At 50.6% G+C, this 19,230-nt stretch carries 15 protein-coding genes and 2 pseudogenes; 9 read left to right on the forward strand and 8 right to left on the reverse strand.

Annotated elements, in window-relative coordinates; genetic code table 11:
• Nucleotides 1–328: 328 nt before the first annotated feature.
• From tnpC to ACN6MW_RS15870, 8 genes and pseudogenes are all read right to left on the reverse strand, one after another.
• A pseudogene (tnpC, locus tag ACN6MW_RS15835) lies at nucleotides 329–1,129 on the reverse strand (IS66 family transposase); the annotation flags it as partial.
• Nucleotides 1,130–2,067: 938 nt separating this feature from the next.
• Nucleotides 2,068–2,328, reverse strand: a complete 261-nt coding sequence (locus ACN6MW_RS15840) for an HPr family phosphocarrier protein (RefSeq protein ID WP_419876194.1) — start codon at nucleotides 2,326–2,328, stop codon at nucleotides 2,068–2,070.
• Nucleotides 2,318–4,051 carry a phosphoenolpyruvate--protein phosphotransferase gene (gene ptsP, locus ACN6MW_RS15845; RefSeq protein WP_419876195.1) on the reverse strand — a complete coding sequence of 578 codons (1,734 nt, stop codon included), beginning with the start codon at nucleotides 4,049–4,051 and terminating at the stop codon, nucleotides 2,318–2,320. The genes ACN6MW_RS15840 and ptsP overlap by 11 nt, the downstream gene beginning before the upstream one ends.
• Nucleotides 4,048–5,226, reverse strand: coding sequence for a mannitol-1-phosphate 5-dehydrogenase (locus tag ACN6MW_RS15850; protein WP_419876196.1), 1,179 nt, complete (start codon nucleotides 5,224–5,226; stop codon nucleotides 4,048–4,050). The genes ptsP and ACN6MW_RS15850 overlap by 4 nt, the downstream gene beginning before the upstream one ends.
• Nucleotides 5,223–5,660 carry a PTS sugar transporter subunit IIA gene (locus tag ACN6MW_RS15855; protein ID WP_419876197.1) on the reverse strand — a complete coding sequence of 146 codons (438 nt, stop codon included), beginning with the start codon at nucleotides 5,658–5,660 and terminating at the stop codon, nucleotides 5,223–5,225. Before ACN6MW_RS15855 ends, ACN6MW_RS15850 begins: the two co-directional genes overlap by 4 nt.
• The gene (locus ACN6MW_RS15860) at nucleotides 5,660–7,594 is read right to left on the reverse strand and encodes a BglG family transcription antiterminator (protein ID WP_419876198.1); all 1,935 of its coding nucleotides are present in this window, start codon (nucleotides 7,592–7,594) and stop codon (nucleotides 5,660–5,662) included. Before ACN6MW_RS15860 ends, ACN6MW_RS15855 begins: the two co-directional genes overlap by 1 nt.
• Before the next feature lie 45 nt (nucleotides 7,595–7,639).
• Nucleotides 7,640–7,723: pseudogene (locus ACN6MW_RS15865) on the reverse strand (hypothetical protein); the annotation flags it as partial.
• Nucleotides 7,724–7,823: 100 nt separating this feature from the next.
• Nucleotides 7,824–9,257, reverse strand: coding sequence for a PTS mannitol transporter subunit IICB (locus ACN6MW_RS15870; protein WP_419876199.1), 1,434 nt, complete (start codon nucleotides 9,255–9,257; stop codon nucleotides 7,824–7,826).
• A 199-nt stretch (nucleotides 9,258–9,456) separates the two neighbouring features.
• Between ACN6MW_RS15870 and ACN6MW_RS15875 the strand changes: the two genes are divergently transcribed.
• The 9 genes from ACN6MW_RS15875 (at nucleotide 9,457) to ACN6MW_RS15915 (ending at nucleotide 19,189) form a co-directional block, all read left to right on the forward strand.
• Complete coding sequence (locus ACN6MW_RS15875) at nucleotides 9,457–10,566, forward strand: ABC transporter ATP-binding protein (RefSeq protein WP_419876200.1); 1,110 nt, start codon at nucleotides 9,457–9,459, stop codon at nucleotides 10,564–10,566.
• A complete protein-coding gene (locus ACN6MW_RS15880) occupies nucleotides 10,556–11,374 on the forward strand; it encodes an ABC transporter permease (protein ID WP_419876201.1) in 819 nt (272 codons plus the stop codon). The genes ACN6MW_RS15875 and ACN6MW_RS15880 overlap by 11 nt, the downstream gene beginning before the upstream one ends.
• Nucleotides 11,331–12,161: an ABC transporter permease gene (locus tag ACN6MW_RS15885; RefSeq protein WP_419876202.1), complete on the forward strand. Its 831-nt coding sequence runs from the start codon at nucleotides 11,331–11,333 to the stop codon at nucleotides 12,159–12,161. The genes ACN6MW_RS15880 and ACN6MW_RS15885 overlap by 44 nt, the downstream gene beginning before the upstream one ends.
• Complete coding sequence (locus tag ACN6MW_RS15890) at nucleotides 12,158–13,231, forward strand: ABC transporter substrate-binding protein (protein WP_419876203.1); 1,074 nt, start codon at nucleotides 12,158–12,160, stop codon at nucleotides 13,229–13,231. Before ACN6MW_RS15885 ends, ACN6MW_RS15890 begins: the two co-directional genes overlap by 4 nt.
• Nucleotides 13,232–13,324: 93 nt before the next feature.
• The gene (locus tag ACN6MW_RS15895; RefSeq protein ID WP_419876204.1) at nucleotides 13,325–14,263 is read left to right on the forward strand and encodes a DMT family transporter; all 939 of its coding nucleotides are present in this window, start codon (nucleotides 13,325–13,327) and stop codon (nucleotides 14,261–14,263) included.
• 375 nt (nucleotides 14,264–14,638) lie between these two features.
• Complete coding sequence (locus tag ACN6MW_RS15900) at nucleotides 14,639–15,301, forward strand: HAD family hydrolase (protein ID WP_419876205.1); 663 nt, start codon at nucleotides 14,639–14,641, stop codon at nucleotides 15,299–15,301.
• A gap of 120 nt (nucleotides 15,302–15,421) precedes the next feature.
• On the forward strand, nucleotides 15,422–16,588 hold the full coding sequence (locus ACN6MW_RS15905; RefSeq protein ID WP_419876206.1) for a mannitol-1-phosphate 5-dehydrogenase: 1,167 nt from the start codon (nucleotides 15,422–15,424) through the stop codon (nucleotides 16,586–16,588).
• A gap of 329 nt (nucleotides 16,589–16,917) precedes the next feature.
• Nucleotides 16,918–18,177, forward strand: coding sequence for a Glu/Leu/Phe/Val family dehydrogenase (locus ACN6MW_RS15910; protein WP_419876207.1), 1,260 nt, complete (start codon nucleotides 16,918–16,920; stop codon nucleotides 18,175–18,177).
• A gap of 34 nt (nucleotides 18,178–18,211) precedes the next feature.
• Complete coding sequence (locus ACN6MW_RS15915; protein ID WP_419876208.1) at nucleotides 18,212–19,189, forward strand: diaminopimelate dehydrogenase; 978 nt, start codon at nucleotides 18,212–18,214, stop codon at nucleotides 19,187–19,189.
• Nucleotides 19,190–19,230 lie beyond the last annotated feature (41 nt).

Raw genomic sequence — 19,230 nt, forward strand, 5'->3', positions numbered from 1 at the left:
ATAAATATGTAAATACTACCAAAATTACCGTTATAAGACACTCTATCATTTCTATAACTTACAGGAAATGGGCTGCCGGACCCAAAAATTATGTCGAAACATCCTCGAACAATTCGCAATTTGGAGCTTCCGAACGATTTGTTCCGGGATATTCCCCACGAAGTCTTGGAGAAGTATAGGCAGCGGGTTTCTACAGAGGATCTCCGGGAATATGCGCGGCCATCCTGATCCAATACGATACACATTGCTTTCAGTCTTCTTTTGGTTGCGGAGTATGCGTCAAATAGCCCACACCTTGTCACCAAGATGAGGGCTAAAATAAGCTGGATTAAGATTTAAACACGCGACAACTCAGTGGTAGCGATGTTGACCAAGGTAATAGTTTGTCCAGCGCTTCCGGGTTTTTAGGATCGGATAGCTGCGGGAGTTGCTCGAACAAATACACCAGATACTTGAACGGATTCAACCCGTTTTCTTTTGCTGTTTCCATTACACTATAGATGATGCTACTTGCCTTAGCGCCGCGAGGCGTATTGGCAAATAGCCAGTTCTTTCTTCCAATGACAAACGGCTTAATCGCTCGTTCACTTCGATTATTATCGATCTCGAGCCGCCCGTCCTCTAAGAACGCCGTTAGCTTGTCCCATTGGTTCAAGCTGTATCCGATAGCCTCTCCCAGTTTGCTCTTCGGTAATGTGCGGGATCGCTCTTGACGAAGCCATGCTAAATAAGCATCCAAAACAGGGCGACTTTGCTCCTGGCGGATCCTGTAACGTTCTTCTGTCGCCTTGTCTTTCCGCTCACGCTCAATGGCAAAGAGCTGATTGCAGAATTGCAATCCCTGATGGGCGACCGTTCCGGTTTTGTCTTGGGAGGGCGGCAGTGCTTTTAGCGCTTCATCGAACTTGCGACGCGCATGCGCAAAGCAGCCAACCAGCTTGACGCTTTGTACTTTGTGGTAGTCGGGGTAACCGTCCACATGCAAGTAACCGCTGAATCCCTTCAAAAAATTCCGAGGATGCTCACCGCCGCGCGTTGGCTGGTAGTCGTACAGAACGATCGGCGGACCCATGCGACCAGTCCGATAAAGCCATAGATACGACTTGGACTACGCCGACTTACCCGGTTCGCAAAAACAAACGAACATTCATCCCCTGCCTGGTGCGAGGCGCACGGACACACCATTTCGATTCTAGCGATCCACTCTTGCAAGCGTTGGTGTTTGTCCATGAGATAGCCTCCTTGATTTAGGTAGGCCCATTTTCTCACGAATGGATTGGACGTTAAAGGTGGGCTGGGTTTGACGCTTACGTATTTTCTGCGATGTAGCTCATTTGGTTGGGTTCGATGTCAGGTTTCTGTTGTAGAAAGTGCAGTAGAATTAGTTAGTCGGGGTTAGACTTAGTGTTGGTGTTGGTGTTTTGTTTAGTGAGAGTTGCTGCAGCTGGTTACTGGTGCTGTTGCTATGCTGTCACAATTGAAGTCGAAGTCGCATTTGCTATTGCCCGCGTTGACGTAAAAGTAACTTTTTCTCAATTCAAGAGCTATCTCCTTGCACCTACGCTGTAGTTTGTACAATGTAATTCGAGCTTCGTCGCCAACTCCTTCGCTACAATGTAGTTTCTGCAACAGAAAGTAAGTCACGGAGGTACTTTGTAGCGTGTTGGGGGAATTCTGTTGTACTTTCTGCAATGTAGCTCATTTGGTTGGGTGTGATGTCAGGTTTCTGTTGTAGAAAGTGCAGTAGAATTAGTTAGTTGGGGTCGGAGTCGGGGTTAGACTGGTGTTGGTGTTGGGGTAGGAGTAGGGGTTTGGATTAGAATTGATGTTGATGTTTGTGTAGCTACTGGAGTCGGAGTTAGAGTTGATGATGAAGTGATGAAGTAGATGTTGGATTTTAAGTTGATGTGGATATAGATGTAGGTGTTGGTTTCGATGTCGGCGTTAGTGTCAGAATTAATGCTAATGCTAACGTTGATGTTGACGCTGATACAAGAATCATAGAAACCAAAAGGCTGTCCCGCAGGCATTTTGCCTAATGGGACAGCCTTTTGGATTAAACGTTCATTATTCGTGGATTTCCGTAAGCAGTTTGCCGAGCGTTTCGAGAGCCTGCTCTTCCTGCTCGCCATCAATCTCCAGGGTGACTTCTTCGTTTGCTGCGATGCCGAGCGTGAGCATGCTCAGCGAGCTTTTTCCGTTTACCTTTTTGCCTTTATTAATAACATTCACCTTGCATGGGAATGTGCTGGCCATTTGTACGAAGGTTTTGGACGGACGTACATGGAAGCCTGTAGGGTTTAGAATCGTGAAGGTTTTACTTACCATTATGAATCACTCCGTTTCTTGTGCGTTCTACAAATTGTGTAATTTCCGATGTGCTGCGCATAGTCAGCGCCTGATTAGCGAGCGCCGCCCATTCTGCTTGGTCCAGCCCGCCGATCAGCTCTCTCGCTTGCAGGATCGAGCCTGCGCTCATGCTGAATTCATGCAGGCCTAGTCCCAGAAGCAAAGGGATGGCTGTCTCATCGCCAGCCATCTCGCCGCACATGCCAACCCATTTGCCTTCTTTCTCCGCCGCTTGAATAACGAAACGGATAAGACGCAGCAAGGAGGGATGCCATGGCTGGTACAGGTAAGATACGTTTTCATTCATGCGGTCTGCCGCCATTGTATACTGGATCAAGTCGTTCGTGCCGATGCTGAAGAAATCAACCTCGGGCGCGAATAGGTCTGCCGCCACTGCTGCTGCGGGAATTTCGACCATCATTCCGATTTCAATGTTCTCCGCAAGCTGGACGCCCTCGGCAACAAGCTTCTGTTTCTCTTCTTCGAGCAGGCGCTTAGCCTCGAGCAGCTCTTCCAGCACGGCGATCATCGGAAACATAATTTTTAAATTTCCGTAGCGGCTTGCGCGAAGCAGGGCCCGCAGCTGCGTGCGGAACAGGTCCTGTCTATCCAGGCATAGCCGTAGCGCGCGCTGTCCAAGGAACGGATTGCTTTCCTTCGGCAGCTCCATGTAAGGAAGCTCCTTGTCGCCGCCGATATCGAGCGTTCTGATCACGACGGGCTTCGGGTTCATTTTCTCAAGCGCATATTTGTAGCTGGTAAACTGCTCCTCCTCGGTAGGGAGGGAGCTGCGTCCCATATATAAGAACTCGGTGCGGAAAAGACCAATTCCCTCCGCGCCATTATCGATTGCCCGCTGAATATCCTCAAGCTTGCCGATATTTGCCGCTAGTTCGACCTGCTTGCCATCCTTCGATAGCGTAGGCTGGTCTTTCAGCAAGCTTAATTCCGTTCTACGCTGATCATCCATCTGCTTCTTCACCCGATAGGAAGCCAGCTCATCCGCAGATGGATCGACAATAACGACACCTTGATTCGCATCGAGAATAACGATAGCCTGCTCGGGTATATCGTGAATCGTTTGGCCGATCCCGACGATTGCGGGAACCTCCAGCGACCGCGCCATAATGGCGGAATGCGAAGTGCGGCTGCCAACCTCGGTAATGAAACCGCGCACGTACTCCAAATTGAGCTGAGCCGTATCCGACGGCGTCAAATCCCGGGCAATGATAATACATTCCTCGGACATGCCTGCTAGGTCCATATGCGGAACGCCGCGCAAGTGGCTCATAATCCTGCCGGAGACATCCTCGATATCGATTGCGCGCCCGCGCAGCAATTCATCCGACATCGACTGCAGCAGCTCGATAAAAGATAATGCTACCTCATGCAGCGCGAACTCGGCGTTTATGGCATCATCAGCAACTTTTTGCTCGATCGCTTCAATAAAATCCGGGTCCTCCAGGATCATGAGATGCCCTTCGAAAATCTCGGCTTTTTCGGCCCCGAAGCGTTCCTCCGCCGAGGCGCGAATCGCCTCGATCTCGTCCCGTGCGACTGTCACGGCTTGGCGAAACCGCTCGACTTCCGCCGAGCTGTCCGAGACGGTCTGCCGAGCTGGAACGAAGCGTTCAGCAGCTATGAAAAAAGCGCGAGCGATGGCGATGCCCGGCGAAGCTGCTATGCCTTTTAGCGACATCATAAACTCATTCCTTTCTCTGCCTGTCTGAGCGATTGCTCCAGCTCGCTGTACTGCTTTGCGGCTTGCATATGAAGCGGGTGCTTTTCGTCTAAACCGGTATATTTGGCAAGCGTGGCATGCAGGCCATTCTCTTGCAAGGAGGCTTGCAGCTCAACGGATTCGGGATCGTCTTTATAATCAAAATATAAGGCAGCTGCCATTGCAGCGGTCAAATGAGTAACGGGTATTCCGTATCCATAAGCTAATAAGGCCGGTCTTACCAAGCGGTCGTTCGGAGAAAGCTTGCGGATCGGCGAACGGCCGATTCTTGCAATCTCGTCTACCAAATAAGGGTTGATAAAGCGTTCCAAAATTTGCTCGACATACTGGGCATGCTCTTTCTCGTCGAATTGATAGGCTTGAACAAGCGCGGCTCCCGACTCAAGCAGCGCGCCTTTTACCTCGGCAACAACCGCTGTGTCCTTCATCGCTTCCTGTATCGTCGTATAGCCCCTCAAATAACCGTGATACGCCGCAACGCAGTGGCCTGTATTCACCGTGAAAAGCTTCCGCTCAATATAAGGCTCGAGCTGATCGACGTAATGCACGCCTTCGATCTCGGTCAGCGGGTCCAGCAGGGGAGAGCGTTCCACCGTCCACTCGTAAAAGGGCTCAACCGTCACCTGAAGCGCGTCCTCATGCTGCTGCAGCGGCACGATACGGTCTACGGCAGCGTCGGGGAAAGCGATCTGTTGATCAGCCTGCGCCTGCTCCTCCGCCGATAGATGCTCATAAACGAATTGCTTCAAAATCGTGCTGCCGCCCAGCGCGTTCTCGCAGGCAATAATGGGAAGAACGGCTTTTCCGCCAGCCGCGCGCAGCGTGATCCCTTTAGCGATAGCGGCTGCGATATGCTTGAGAATTGATACGCCAACCGCCGTCGTAACGATATCGGCATCCGCAATCGTCTCCGCGACCAATGCGGTATCCTTGCCGTCAATGGCGTTAATGTGATCGATCAAATAGGTATCTGCTTGCTCGTTGGCGAGCTTCACCGAATATTGCCCTTTTTCCTTCAGCTCCGATACAAGCTTGTCGTTCACATCGACAAAACAAATCTCGTAGCCGGCATCATGCAGAAGCGCTCCGATAAAGCCTCTTCCGATATTGCCTGCTCCAAAGTGAACGGCCTTCATGATTCCATCCCCGATTCAAAAATAGCGATTAGCTCTTCTTCCGAAGAAGCGTTCAATATACGCTGCATGTCATCTTCCTCGGATACGAGCATGGCTACGCTTGTCAAAATATCCAGGTGATCGTCGCCGACCGCGGCCAAGCCGATAACTAATTGTGCCGGCTCCTCGCCGCCGAAATCCACGCCTGACGGCACAATAATGACAGCCATGCCCGTTGATTTAATTAGCGCCTTCGATTCATTCGTGCCGTGAGGCATGGCCAGGCCTCCGCCGATATAAGTGGACAGCGACTCCTCGCGTTCGATCATTTTATCGATATATTCAGCAGGCGCATGACCTGCGTCAACGAGCATTTGCCCGACAAGGCGGATCGCCTCGTATTTGTCTTTGACGCTAACGTTCAGCTTTACTTTGTTTGTAGATAGAATAGTCATTATGATTCTCTCCAATCCAATTTTGTTTTTATATAATGCTCCAGCTTTTTGGAGATAAACAGCTTAATGCTTGCCGCATTGCCATGCACCAGTACGGTCAACAGCTCGGGGAGAAGAAGCATGGCGCTTATCTCGCTCAGCAGCTCCAAGCTGTACGTGTCGAGCTTCAGCGGGCCGAGCATCATGAGCGCCTGCGAAGCCTGAGCCGCATCAGCTTCTTCCCCGCTCAGCTGCAACGGTGTATCGAATCTATACAAAGCGAGCAAAGGCGCTTCGACCCATTCGCTTCGCGTATGAAGCAAAGCGAGCTCGGTATCGGGAATGACCAAGCTTCCTTGTCGTTCCCTAGCGATCAGCTGCTCGCTGATTTTCGTTAAATGCGTGTCGATAGACGTCTCGCCGATTAAGGAAAGCATAGCCGGAAGCTGCTGCTCCAAATGCGCTTGGCCTTGCTCCAGTGTCAGGTCATGCACGCGGAAGCCGTCAAGCAGCCGCAGCACGATACCGGAATATAGCTGCAGCAGAAGCAAACGATCCATAGGCGAATGACCGGACGCATCGGTCTCGGCGGCAGCGGCAGAGCTGATCTTCTTTAATGTGGTTCCCTCAATATACGAGCGAAGCTTGTTGGTTTCTTCGGGCGTGAGCATCGGACTTAGCTTGATGTAACGATCCGGCTCCAGCGGCAAATCAACCGTTGAAATAATAAGATCATAGCGGCTGGGCGGGAGCCTTCTCGCTTCGAACCATGAATAATGGCCGATGAGCTCGATTTGCGGAAGCTCCTTGGCGATTTTTACAGCTAGAAGCTTGGAGGAGCCGATACCGCTCGTGCAGACGAGGACAGCTCTTACTTTTCTGGGAAAAGGCTTCAATCTCTCCAAGGAAGCGCCAAAATGCATGACGATATAGCCGATCTCCTCGTCTGGCACTTTAATCTTCTGATAAATCTCTTGCACGGCGCTCCGCACGATGGAAAACAGCGCGCTGTAATCCTTCTTGATGGGAGCGAGCATTGGATTGCGGATAGCAATGCCGTCTTTGATTCTCTGAAAAGCCGGCTTTATATGCTGAATGAGGCCTTCCTCCAAGGAACGGTCATGGGTTAGCGACATTTGCAGCTGCGCCTCTACGCGGAGGATGAGCAGCTTCACTCCCTCGATCGTCGGCATGTCGTCATGGTGGATCAACAGGCTGCTTTCCGGGAAAGCTTCTTGATCAAGCAAATGGGAAAGGTAAGCTTGTTCCTGTATCGGAAGCTGTATATTAAGAATATCCAACAGGCCTTGCAGCAAAGGGATAACCTCGCTCTTATTGGTGCGGTCCGCTGGAATTACGCAGCCGTGCCCGATCCGAGTTAACGCAACGGACAGCTTGATCAGCAACCTGGTGTAATCCGATTCGGATAGCGTATTCGACCAATCATCGCTCAGCTCCCATAACGCCTGCTCTAGCTTCTTAAAGTTTTCTTTGCCGATCATATCCAGCAATTGCGCGGTAATCGGATTCGAAACCGCCAAGTCGGCGAACTGCCCGAATAACTCGGAATCGTCAAGATGGTTTATCGCGAGCAAGCTGACCGCATGGCGCTTCGCTTCCTCGGGCCCGACAATTTCAACGCCGTAGCCTCTGCGCCTTACTAGCGTTAGGCCTTGTTTGACGATGGACTCTTCCAGCTCATCGAGATCATGGCTGATGGTCGGCATCGTCACGCGCAGCTCATGGGCGAGCGAGAACAGCTTTACAGGCTCATCGTGCTCCAGCAGACTGCAAAAAATAAGGATTTTACGTTCCTCGGCCGAATATTCCAGCGAGTCTGACCGGTCAAACGATTGCTTGAAACGCTCGAGCGCATCGTTGCTAGCTTCGACCCGAATGCCAAGGCCCGCAATTTTATGAAGTAGAATACCGTTAGCCGCAAGAAGAGGCTCCATATCGCTAAGCTCGCGATGGATCGTTCTCGTACTTGCGCCGACGATAGATGCGATATCCGCTGCGGTTATTTCATGCTTCTGCTCAAGCAGCAGCTCAATAATCCGACGTTGCCTAGTTGAGGCTTTGATAGGCTATCCTCCTTAACAGAAGAATGGACTTAACGCCGACAGATATCTGTCAGCGTTGAGTATGGTTTAAATAGATCATTAAGTTTAGCCGGTACGTATATTAACTTAGTCTTTGTACGAGCAAGTCATACTCCGGGCTTTTGAGAAAATTATCAATTGAGATATGCTCGGCGTTCGGCGCCTTTTGACGTGCGCGGTCGGTGAGCGTTTTGTGCGTGATAATGATGTCGGCATCGTTTGGGATATCATTGATTGCCGTGTTGATGACGGTAATCGGCAGCTTGGCTGCGTTTATTTTTTTGCGCAGGATAGAGGCGCCCATTGCGCTGGAGCCCATGCCGGCATCGCAAGAAAATACGATTTTGTTTACCTGTTCTTTAGAAAGCTGATTCTGCTGCGCGATAGGCGCGGCGGCATTTCCTTTGGATTCCGCCTTCATTTGCTGAACCTTTTGCGATGCGAGCTCAAGCTCGTCGCCATCGCCCTCACTCTGCTTGCTGGTTTTCAGCAGAACGGCAGAAACGAGGAAGGAAACAACCGTTGCGACCAATACGCCGCTAAGCATAGCCAGCACTCCGCCTTTTGGCGTCATGGAGAAGTAGGCGATGATGCTGCCAGGCGAAGGCGCGGCGACAAGGCCGGCTCCGAAGAGCGAGAAGGTGAAGGTACCGGACACACCGCCTGCGATTGCCGCCAGAATGAGACGCGGGTTCATCAAGATATAAGGGAAATAAATTTCATGAATACCGCCGAAGAAATGAATTACCGCGGCGCCAGGCGCCGAATGCTTAACCATGCCTTTGCCGAACAGCCAGTAAGCGAGCAAAATGCCGAGCCCGGGACCGGGATTGGATTCCAGCATATAAATGATGGATTTACCGGTTTGCGTCGCTTGATCCAGCGCGAGCGGCCCAAGTATGCCGTGGTTAATGGCATTATTCAGGAACAATACCTTAGCAGGCTCGATCAAAACGTTAACCAGCGGCAGCAGGCCTGTGTCGATCAGCCATTCCACGCCGGATGAGAGCACTTTGCTCAACGCTTCAACAATGGGGCCGATACCTTTGAATGCGATAATTGCCAGTCCGCCGCCGATGATGCCGGAGGAGAAATTGTTGATCAGCATTTCAAAGCCTGCCGGAATTTTACCTTCAATCGATTGATCGAATTTCTTGAGCACCCATGCGGCTGCCGGACCAACGATCATCGCGCCGAGGAACATCGGGATATCCGCTCCCGCTATGACGCCCAGCGTGACGATTGCGCCAATGACGCCGCCGCGAACGCCGTGAATCATTTGTCCGCCGGTATAGCCGATGAGTATAGGGAGCAAATAGGTGATCATCGGTCCGACTAGCGTTGCCAGACTCTCATTCGGAATCCAGCCTGTCGGAATAAATAGGGCCGTTATGAGTCCCCAAGCAATAAAAGCACCAATATTCGGCATGACCATGCCGCTTAAAAAACGACCAAATCGTTGAATGGAAACTTTAACACCGCCGGAGACCGGTTTTTCAGATGCCAGTTTACTCATGCTTCAACCTCCAATTGTAATAATGTTTGCGTTTCTAACCTGAATTAATCGTAATGTATAGCGCTTTCATGATCAATCATTTGAAAAGCAGGTCGCGTCATGATCGCTGTTGACATCATTTTTCTTTTCCTATTGCTGATTTACAGGGATGCTGTATAATCTCTATTGTTTCTTCTAAATTGGCAAAGGGGAATGCGATATGCAAGATCAAACCATCATTCGCTTTGAGCATGTCACAAAGCACTATGATTCAAATGCTGCCGCTGTATTGAAAGCAGTCAGCTTTACGATAGAACGAGGCAAATTTTATACGCTGCTCGGCCCTTCCGGCTGCGGCAAAACGACCATTCTTCGGCTGATCGCCGGCTTTACCGAGCCGTCCGAGGGCAAGATTTATTTTAACGGCAAGGTTATTAACCGCGTGCCGGCGAATGAGCGTCAGGTGAATACCGTATTTCAGGACTACGCGCTGTTTCCTCATCTGAACGTATTCGAGAACGTGGCTTTCGGGCTGCGCATCAAAAAAATGAAAAATGCCGATGTGACCGCCAAGGTGAAGGAAGCGCTCCGCTTCGTCAACCTGGACGGCTACGAATCGCGCGAAATTTCCGAGATGTCAGGCGGCCAGCGGCAGCGCGTGGCGATCGCCCGAGCAATTGTAAACGAGCCGGAAATTATTTTGCTGGATGAGCCGCTATCCGCGCTTGACCTGAAGCTTCGCACGGAAATGCAGTATGAGCTGCGCGAGCTGCAGCGCCGCTTGGGGATCACCTTTATTTTCGTCACGCATGACCAAGAGGAAGCGCTCGCGATGTCTGACGAAATTTTTGTAATTAATGAAGGAAAGATTCAGCAGACCGGAACGCCGACGGATATCTATGATGAGCCGATCAACCGGTTTGTTGCCGATTTTATCGGGGAGTCCAACATTGTCCCGGCCCGAATGGCGCGCGACTTCGAAGTGGAGTTTGCGGGCCGTTCGTTCACCTGCGTGGACCAAGGACTAAGCCTGAATGAAGCGGTTGATATCGTCATTCGGCCCGAGGATCTGGAAATTACCTCTCCCGAGAATGGTAAGCTGCAGGTGTGCGTGGATTCGCAGCTGTTCCGCGGCGTTCATTACGAAATCTGCTGTTATGATGAAGCGGGCAATGAATGGCTCGTCCATTCCACTCGCAAAGCCGCGGTTGGGGAACAGATTGGCCTGACGTTCGAATCGGAAGCGATTCACGTCATGCGGCTTGGCGAGACTGAAGAGGAATTCGATAAACGCCTCGAAGCGTACAGTGAGGCCGCGGATGTCAAATAAATCACGCCCCTTCTATCTCGTTCCTTATATGGCTTGGATTGTGCTGTTTGTCGTTGCTCCGATTGTCTTAGTCGCGTATTATTCGTTTTTCGACGTTGAGGGCAACTTTACGTTTGGCAATTACGCGAAGTTTTTTACGCCGGTCTATATGCGCATGACGCTCAGCTCGTTCTGGTATGCGTTTCTCATTACGGCTATTTCTTTGCTGACGGCTTACCCCGCGGCTTATGTATTAACGAGGACGAAGCATAAGCAGCTGTGGCTGCTGCTTATTATTTTGCCAAGCTGGATCAATCTGCTGCTCAAGGCGTACGCATTCATCGGCTTATTCGGTACATACGGCTTTGCCAATTCGTTGCTTGAAGCTATCGGCGTGGGCAAGCAGCAGATCTTGTTCACGGACTTTAGCTTTGTTTTCGTGTCGGTTTATATCTTTATCCCGTTCATGATATTGCCGATCTTCAATGCGCTGGAGGAAATGAATCCGACGCTCGTATACGCGGCGCGGGATCTTGGCGCATCGGCATGGACGACCTTCCGCCGCGTCATCTTCCCGCTTACGATCAGCGGGGTGAAGTCCGGCTGCATGGCCGTATTTATACCCGCGCTGTCCTTATTCATGATTACGCGGCTTATTGCCGGCAACCGCGTTATCACGCTCGGAACCGCAATTGAGCAGCATTTTCTCGTGACGCAGGACTGGGGCATGGGAGCGACGATCGCCGTGTTCCTCATCTTAGCTATGGCAGCCATGATGCTGCTCAATGGCAACCGAAAGCGAGGTGCGGCCCGTGCGCGGAAAAAATAAATGGTCGAACATCTATTTGATGCTTGTATTTGCAGTACTTTATGCGCCGATTTTCTATTTAATGTTCTATTCGTTCAACAGCGGCGGGGCGATGCGCAGCTTTGAGAGCTTCACGCTCGATTACTACAAGGAAGTTTTTGCTGATACGCGCCTGCTTATCATCGTGCTGAATACCTTCGTCATCGCGCTATTGTCAGCTGCGATCTCGACGATCATAGGCGTCATAGGGGCGATAGCGATCCATCATGTCAGGGGCAATCGTCCGAAGCAGACGCTGCTCACGCTCAACAACGTGCTGATCGTCAGTCCCGATGTCATCATCGGCGCTTCGTTCCTGATCCTGTTTACGATGATCGGCATTAAGCTGGGCTTCGTGTCCGTGCTGTTATCGCATATTGCGTTCAGTGTGCCGATCGTCGTCATCATGGTGCTGCCTAAGCTTCAGGAAATGAGCTCAACCCTTGTCGACGCGGCGCGGGATCTAGGCGCCAGCTCTTGGCAGGTGCTCTCGCGGGTCGTGCTGCCGTTCATCAAGCCAGGCATCTTCGCGGGCTTTTTTATGGCGCTGACCTATTCGCTTGATGATTTTGCGGTGACGTTCTTTGTGACCGGCAACGGATTCTCGACGCTGTCGGTTGAGATTTATTCTAGGGCTCGCCAGGGCGTGTCGCTATCGATCAATGCCTTGTCGACGCTGATTTTCCTATTTACGATCGTTCTCGTCGTCGGCTACTACTTTATTAATCAGCGGAACGCGAAACCGTCTGTGAAGGAGGGGCGCGGATGAAGCAGCTTGTGCGCATGTTTGTTGTTGTATTTGCCGTTTCGCTTGGACTCCTGTACTTGACGGCTTATTTGAATGAAAGCGAGGGCTACAGCGGCGACCATACCCTTACGATTTACAATTGGGGCGATTACGTCGATCCCGAGCTGCTGGAGCGTTTTGAAGAGGAAACGGGCATTAAGGTCATTTACCAAACCTTCGATTCCAATGAGGCGATGATGACCAAGATCGAGCAGGGCGGTACTACATTCGACGTGAGCGTTCCTTCTGAATATGCAATCAGCAAAATGAAAGAGGAAGGCCTGCTGCTGGAACTCGATCACGCCAAGCTTCCGAATCTAAAATATATCGATCAACGCTTCATGAATCTTTCGTTTGATCCCGACAATGCATACTCGATTCCCTATTTCTGGGGGACGGTCGGAATTGTATATAACCCGGAGCTGGCAGGAGACCTCGACTTCTCCAGCTGGAATGACCTATGGGATGAGAAGCTGCGCAATCAAATTCTGCTGCTCGACGGTGCGCGTGAGGTGATGGGCATGGGGCTGAACCGCTTAGGCTATTCGCTCAATGATACGAATGAGACGCATCTGCAGGAAGCGAAAGCGAAGCTGAAGGAATTGACGCCCAACGTCAAAGCGATTGTCGGCGATGAGATTAAGATGCTGCTTGCAAACGAGGAGGCGGCAGTGGGGCTTGTCTGGTCGGGGGATGCCTCGGAGATAATGGATGAGAACGATAAGCTCGATTATGTCGTACCGGAGGAAGGCTCGAACCTGTGGTTCGATAATATGGTCATACCGAAGACGGCTCGAAACATCGAGGGTGCCCATCAGTTTATAAATTTTATGCTCGACCCCGAGGTAGCTGCTCAGAACGCGGAATATGTGGGCTATTCGACGCCAAACAAAGCTGCGCTGGCCTTGCTGCCCGAGGAAATTTCCGGCGACGAACGTTTTTATCCGAATGAGGAGCTGACGGGAAAGTTAGAGGTGTATGACAATCTCGGCAAAAAGATGCTGGCCCATTACAACGAGCTGTTCCTTGAGTTTAAAATGCATAAGAAATGAGCCAAAAACGGTGCATTATTCTGCGATTCCCCATGCTATGATGAATGAAGCTTTTACGTATAAGAACAATTGCGAATAGATGGGGCGAAAAGAATGAATAACAAGTGGTTGAATTACGGCGGACTGATTCTAATCGCTGTCGTGTGGGGAGCAAACTTCGGTATTTCTCGACTGGCAATGGAGTCGTTTAATCCGATCGTGTTCTCGTTTCTGAGATTTGGCTTGGCCGTTCCTTTTTTCTTTCTGATCCTTAAGCTAACCGAGGGCAGTGTGGCCATTCCATGGCGCATCGTGCCGAGGCTGGCGTTAATCGGGCTTATCGGCATTACGCTGCTCGAAATTACGGTCATGTACTCGATCAAGTACACGACTTTAGCAAATGCTTCGCTCTTAAACGTGGCGCCGTGGCCGATTTTTGCCGCATTGTTCGCACCGCTGTTTATGAAGGAAACGATTACGATGCGGCTCATCGTTGGCGGCGGGATATCGATCGTCGGCGTTTGCTTCGTCATTTTAGGCGGGGATGAAGGCTTCAGTCTCTCCTCCGAAAATATGCTCGGCAACGCCATGGCGTTTGGCGTCAGTATTATCGGTCCTTTATTCAATCTTAGCTCGATGTCGCTAATGAAAAAATATTCGGCGCTACGCGTGAGCACGTGGACGATTGCATTCGGCTCGTTGTTCATGCTTCCACTTACTTTCGGTTCATGGGGACAGACGAATTGGTCCGGGCTGAATGCCGGCCATTATTTATCCATTGGTTACAACGTGTTGATCTGCACCGTGCTGGCCTTTGTTCTCTGGAATGCCTGCATGTTCAAGGTGGGAGCTACGCGGTCTAATTTCTTCCGTTATGCGGTTCCGGCCGCCGCGGTTGTTGCAGGCTATTTGATGTTCGATGAGAAAATCGCGCTGCTGCAAATGTGCGGCGCAGGCTGCATGGCTGCGGGGTTGATCTGGATCAGCATCGAGCGCAAGAAACGAACGGAGCCCGTCATGCCTTCCTCGAAACCGGGCGGGCAAATGATTTAACAGGAAGCGCGGACCATCAGAGGCGTATTTCTCTTGCGTGAATGAATGACTAAGCTTGAATATAGGGTATGCCAGGAAGGTGAATTTAGCTTCCATGGCATACTCTTTTTTTGTGGAATGGTTAGGAAAGAGTTCAAAGAGAAAGATGTAAGCGGTTGACGGAAATCGTCTGAATTTTTTTTCTGAAATGATCGAAGCGTTTGCAAGAATCGCTGAAAATCCAGCTATACCAACGGTTTTTACTTCTTTTCATAAAACGGCGGACAACCTGCTTAACGGCCTTTTGGGCGGGTACCCTCCTTGACGCCTTCTTTTGAAACATGTTACGGTTTTGTTAGGAAATCTAACATATTAATATTAGGAGGAGATGTATAAATGATTAAAGCGATAGTTTTTGATTTTGACGGAACGATTATCGACACGGAAACGGCATGGTACCATGCCTTTCGCGAAGCGTATTCGGAGCATGGCGTTGAGCTCACGCTGGAACAGTATTCGGGCTGTATCGGAACGAGTTTACACACCTTTAATCCCTATGAATATTTAATGACGGATTTGAAGCTGCCGATAGACAAGGATGCCTTCCGGGATTCGGTACATCTCCAGCACACGGCCCTTATGCAGAGTGAACAGGTCCGAACCGGCATCTTGGATTATTTGAATGAAGCGCAGGACTCAGGCATGAAGATTGGCCTCGCTTCAAGCTCGCCGCGCGCATGGATCGATAAATATTTGGAGCAGCTTGAAATTGCGCATTATTTCGAGACCATCCGAACGGCGGATGATGTGGCGAGGGTTAAGCCTGATCCGGAGCTGTATAGGCAGACGCTTGCTGCTCTTGGCGTAGAGGCGGGCGAAGCGGTTGCGATCGAGGATTCGCCTAACGGGGCGCGGGCGGCGCTGGCTGCAGGAATGTCATGCATAATCGTTCCGAATACGATTACGAAGTCGCTGCCTTTTGACAAGTCGGAGCGTTACTACCATGCGGAATGTTTGTCGCATATTGATTTTCAAACGATGGCAGCAGGTGCGCTTTAAAGTCCGCAAGCAAGTCTGCGGCGATAATGAAACACCGACGGATGGTAGTGCAACAAAATAAGTCAGAATATTCAGACTTTAAATACATGCGACACCAACCAAGCGAAGGGGGTTCGGACCATGAAGGCTGTGCATTTTGGCGCTGGAAATATCGGGAGAGGTTTTATCGGTCTGCTACTGTCCCATGCAGGCTACGAGGTTACTTTTGTAGCCCGGAATGAACGAAAGATTCATTTGCTGCAGCAGAAGAAACAATATTCGGTCATGCTCGCGAACGAGGCGCGAGACACCGAAGTGGTGCGCAACGTTACGGCGATCAGCGGCAAAAACAGAGCAGCGGTGGCAGCAGCAGTAGCGACGTCCGATATCGTAACGACGGCGGTTGGCGTAACGGCGCTGAAGCATATTGCGGAATCCATCGCTGCCGGCATCGAGCTACGGCTTCGGGAGAGGAACCATAAACCGCTGCATATCATTGCTTGCGAGAATGCCATTTCGGGCAGCTCGCTTCTCAAGCGGCGAGTGTATGAGCATTTGCCAGCAGAGCTGCATGGGGAAGCTGATGGCTGTATTGCTTTTCCGAATACGGCCGTTGACCGCATCGTTCCCGTTCAAGAGCATGATGATCCGCTTAAGGTGACGGTTGAGCCTTACTTTGAATGGATTGTAGACCGTTCGGCCATGATGGAGGGCTACTTGGAGATTGAGGGCGTTAAATATGTGGATGCGCTTGAACCTTACATTGAGCGTAAACTATTTACCGTTAATACGGGGCATTGCACGGCGGCCTATCACGGCTACCTCGAAGGTTATGAAACCATTCAAGAGGCGATGGATGATCCGAAGATACGTTCCGAGTTATCGCAAGTACTGAACGAAACCGGAAGCATTCTTACTTCCAAGTATCATTGGGATGAGAAAAAGCATGACCGTTATGTTCAGAAAATGATGAAAAGATTCACAAATCCTCGCTTATCGGACAGTGTAATCCGCGTCGGGCGCTCGCCGATGCGCAAGCTGTCCTTGAATGACCGGCTCGTCAGGCCAGCTTTGCAGGCGCGGGAGCTCGGCATTCCTGTTCCGCATCTGACATCCGCAATTGCTGCTGCGCTCCTATTCGATTACGAGAAGGATGAAGAAGCGGTGACGCTGCAAGCGGCCATAGCGCAGTCGGGGATCCACGATGTCATTTCCTTGCATATGGGAATCTCGCCTAAGCACGCATTCCACCAAGAGATCGCAGACAGCTACGGCGCGCTTAAAGAAGCTTACACGGCAATAAAATAAAAGAGGAGTGCTGGGGCATTGATAAGATTTATACTTGTGCATGCAGCCGTGCATACTAATAGAAAGGAGTGATGGAGGCCTGGCTTCTGTTACTCCTTTCTTTTTATGTGCTTTAAGCTTGGAGAAAATTACATATATTTCTAGATGATGTTAGATGTTATTGTTACTCCCACTCAATGAAACTTAACATGACAATGGATAAAAGTGTAGATTTTTTGCACTATTTAACGAAATTTTTCTTTTAAAATAGTATTGAAAAAGGTAGAATCAAAAAAGCGGCTTTTCCTGGATTGGGAGTCGGACTCTACGAAAAAAGGACTGAACCTGATATGACAGTGAGTTTAGTGGAAGAAACATTGAATCCGTACCAAATCGCACAGCAGCAAATTGATGCGGCAGCCGCCCATCTTCAGCTGCCCGAGCATGTTACGCAAATTTTGAAGCAGCCGAAGCGTGTGCTGTCGGTTAGTTTTCCCGTTCGCATGGACGACGGATCGATCCGCGTATTCGAAGGGTATCGCTCCCAGCATAATGATGCGATTGGACCGACAAAGGGCGGTATTCGTTTTCATCCGGATGTAACGCTTGATGAGGTTAAAGCGCTCTCCATGTGGATGAGCTTCAAGTGCGGCGTTGTCGGTCTGCCATACGGCGGCGGCAAGGGCGGCGTAATTTGTGATCCGCGTCTTTTGAGCAAAAATGAACTGGAGCGCGTAAGCCGCGCATTTATGGAAGCGATCGCTGATTTTATAGGTCCGGATAAAGATATTCCTGCGCCGGATGTCTACACGACGCCGCAAATTATGGGCTGGATGATGGATACATACAGCAGGCTGAAAGGCGTGAACTCGCCAGGTGTCATTACCGGCAAACCGCTTATTCTTGGCGGCTCGAAGGGACGTAACGAGGCGACGGCGCAAGGCTGCGTTTATACGATTTTGGCTGCGCTGGGCGATATGCATATTCCTGTTCAGAACGCGACTGCAGCCATTCAAGGTTTCGGCAACGCGGGCCGTATCGCCGCGCGTTTGCTGAGCGAGGCAGGCTGCAAAATCGTAGCGGTTAGCGACTCCAGAGGCGGTATTTACGACCCGAACGGCATTGATATCGAGAAGATTTCTATGCTCAAAGACACATCGTCAATCCGCGAGTATGGCGAAGCTTATGTCATCTCGAACGAAGCGCTGCTTGAGCTGGATGTTGATATTTTGGTGCCGGCTGCGCTGGAGAATGTCATTACAGCAGCGAATGCGGACCGTATCAAAGCAAAAATCGTAGCGGAAGCTGCTAATGGTCCAACAACGCCGGAAGCGGACCGCGTACTAGCAAGCAAAGGTATTACGGTTATTCCGGACGTGCTTGCGAATGCGGGCGGCGTGACGGTTTCATATTTTGAATGGGTACAGAACTTGATGAACTACTACTGGAGCGAAGCTGAAGTGCTGGAGAAGCTGGAAACGAACATGATTCAGTCCTATGTGGCCGTTCGCGACCTTGCTAAAGAGCATCATACTGATCTTCGTACGGCAGCTTATATGATTTCGATTAAACGGATCGCAGCGGCAATGGAAGCGAGAGGCTGGATCTAAGCACGATATAAAAAAAAGAAGAGGTGGCGGCATCATGACAGAACAGATTCGCATTGGTATTGTGGGTTACGGCAATTTGGGGCGCGGCGTAGAGCTGGCAATCAATCAAAGCCCGGATATGAAATTGGATGCAATATTCACGCGGAGAGACCCAGCGTCCATTCCTTCGGCAGTTCAAGCGTACTCCATTGAGGATGCAGAGCGCTTCGTCAATGAGATTGACGTTATGATTCTTTGCGGCGGATCGGCTACCGATCTTCCGGAGCAAGGGCCTGCTTTTGCTCGCTTGTTCCATACGGTTGACAGCTTCGATACGCACGCGCGCATTCCGGAATATTTTGAGCAGGTGGATGCAGCAGCAAAGGCAAGCGGAAAATTGAGCGTAATATCAACAGGCTGGGATCCGGGCTTGTTTTCTTTGAATCGTCTGCTTGCAGAAGCCATTCTGCCTGAAGGCAAGGAATACACGTTCTGGGGCAAAGGCGTGAGCCAAGGGCATTCGGATGCGATTCGCCGAGTGAATGGCGTAAAGCACGGCGTACAGTACACCATTCCAAGCGAGGATGCGGTTAATCGCGTGCGCAGCGGCGAGAACCCGGAACTGACGACGCGTGAGAAGCACATTCGCGATTGCTACATCGTAGCGGAGGCGGGTGCTGATCAAGAAGCGATTGCTGAGGAAATTCGCAGCATGCCAAACTATTTCGCTGATTATAATACGACGGTTCATTTTATTGACGAGGCGACAATGAAGGCAGAACACTCCGCAATGCCTCACGGCGGCACGGTGCTCCGCAGCGGTACGACTGGCGAGAACAGCACGCAAATTATCGAATTCGGACTGAAGCTAGACAGCAATCCAGAATTCACGGCGAGCGTTCTAGTGGCTTACGCTAGAGCTGCATTCAAGCTGGCTCGCAAAGGACAAACAGGCGCAAAAACCGTTTTCGATATCCCCTTTGGCGAACTATCTCCGAAATCTGCGGCAGAGCTTCGCAAGGAGCTTTTGTAAAAGAGAAACCTAAATAAAAACTCTGAATAAATCTTAATTTT

The organism is Pristimantibacillus sp. PTI5 (assembly GCF_048572955.1).
GTDB lineage: Bacteria > Bacillota > Bacilli > Paenibacillales > Paenibacillaceae > Pristimantibacillus.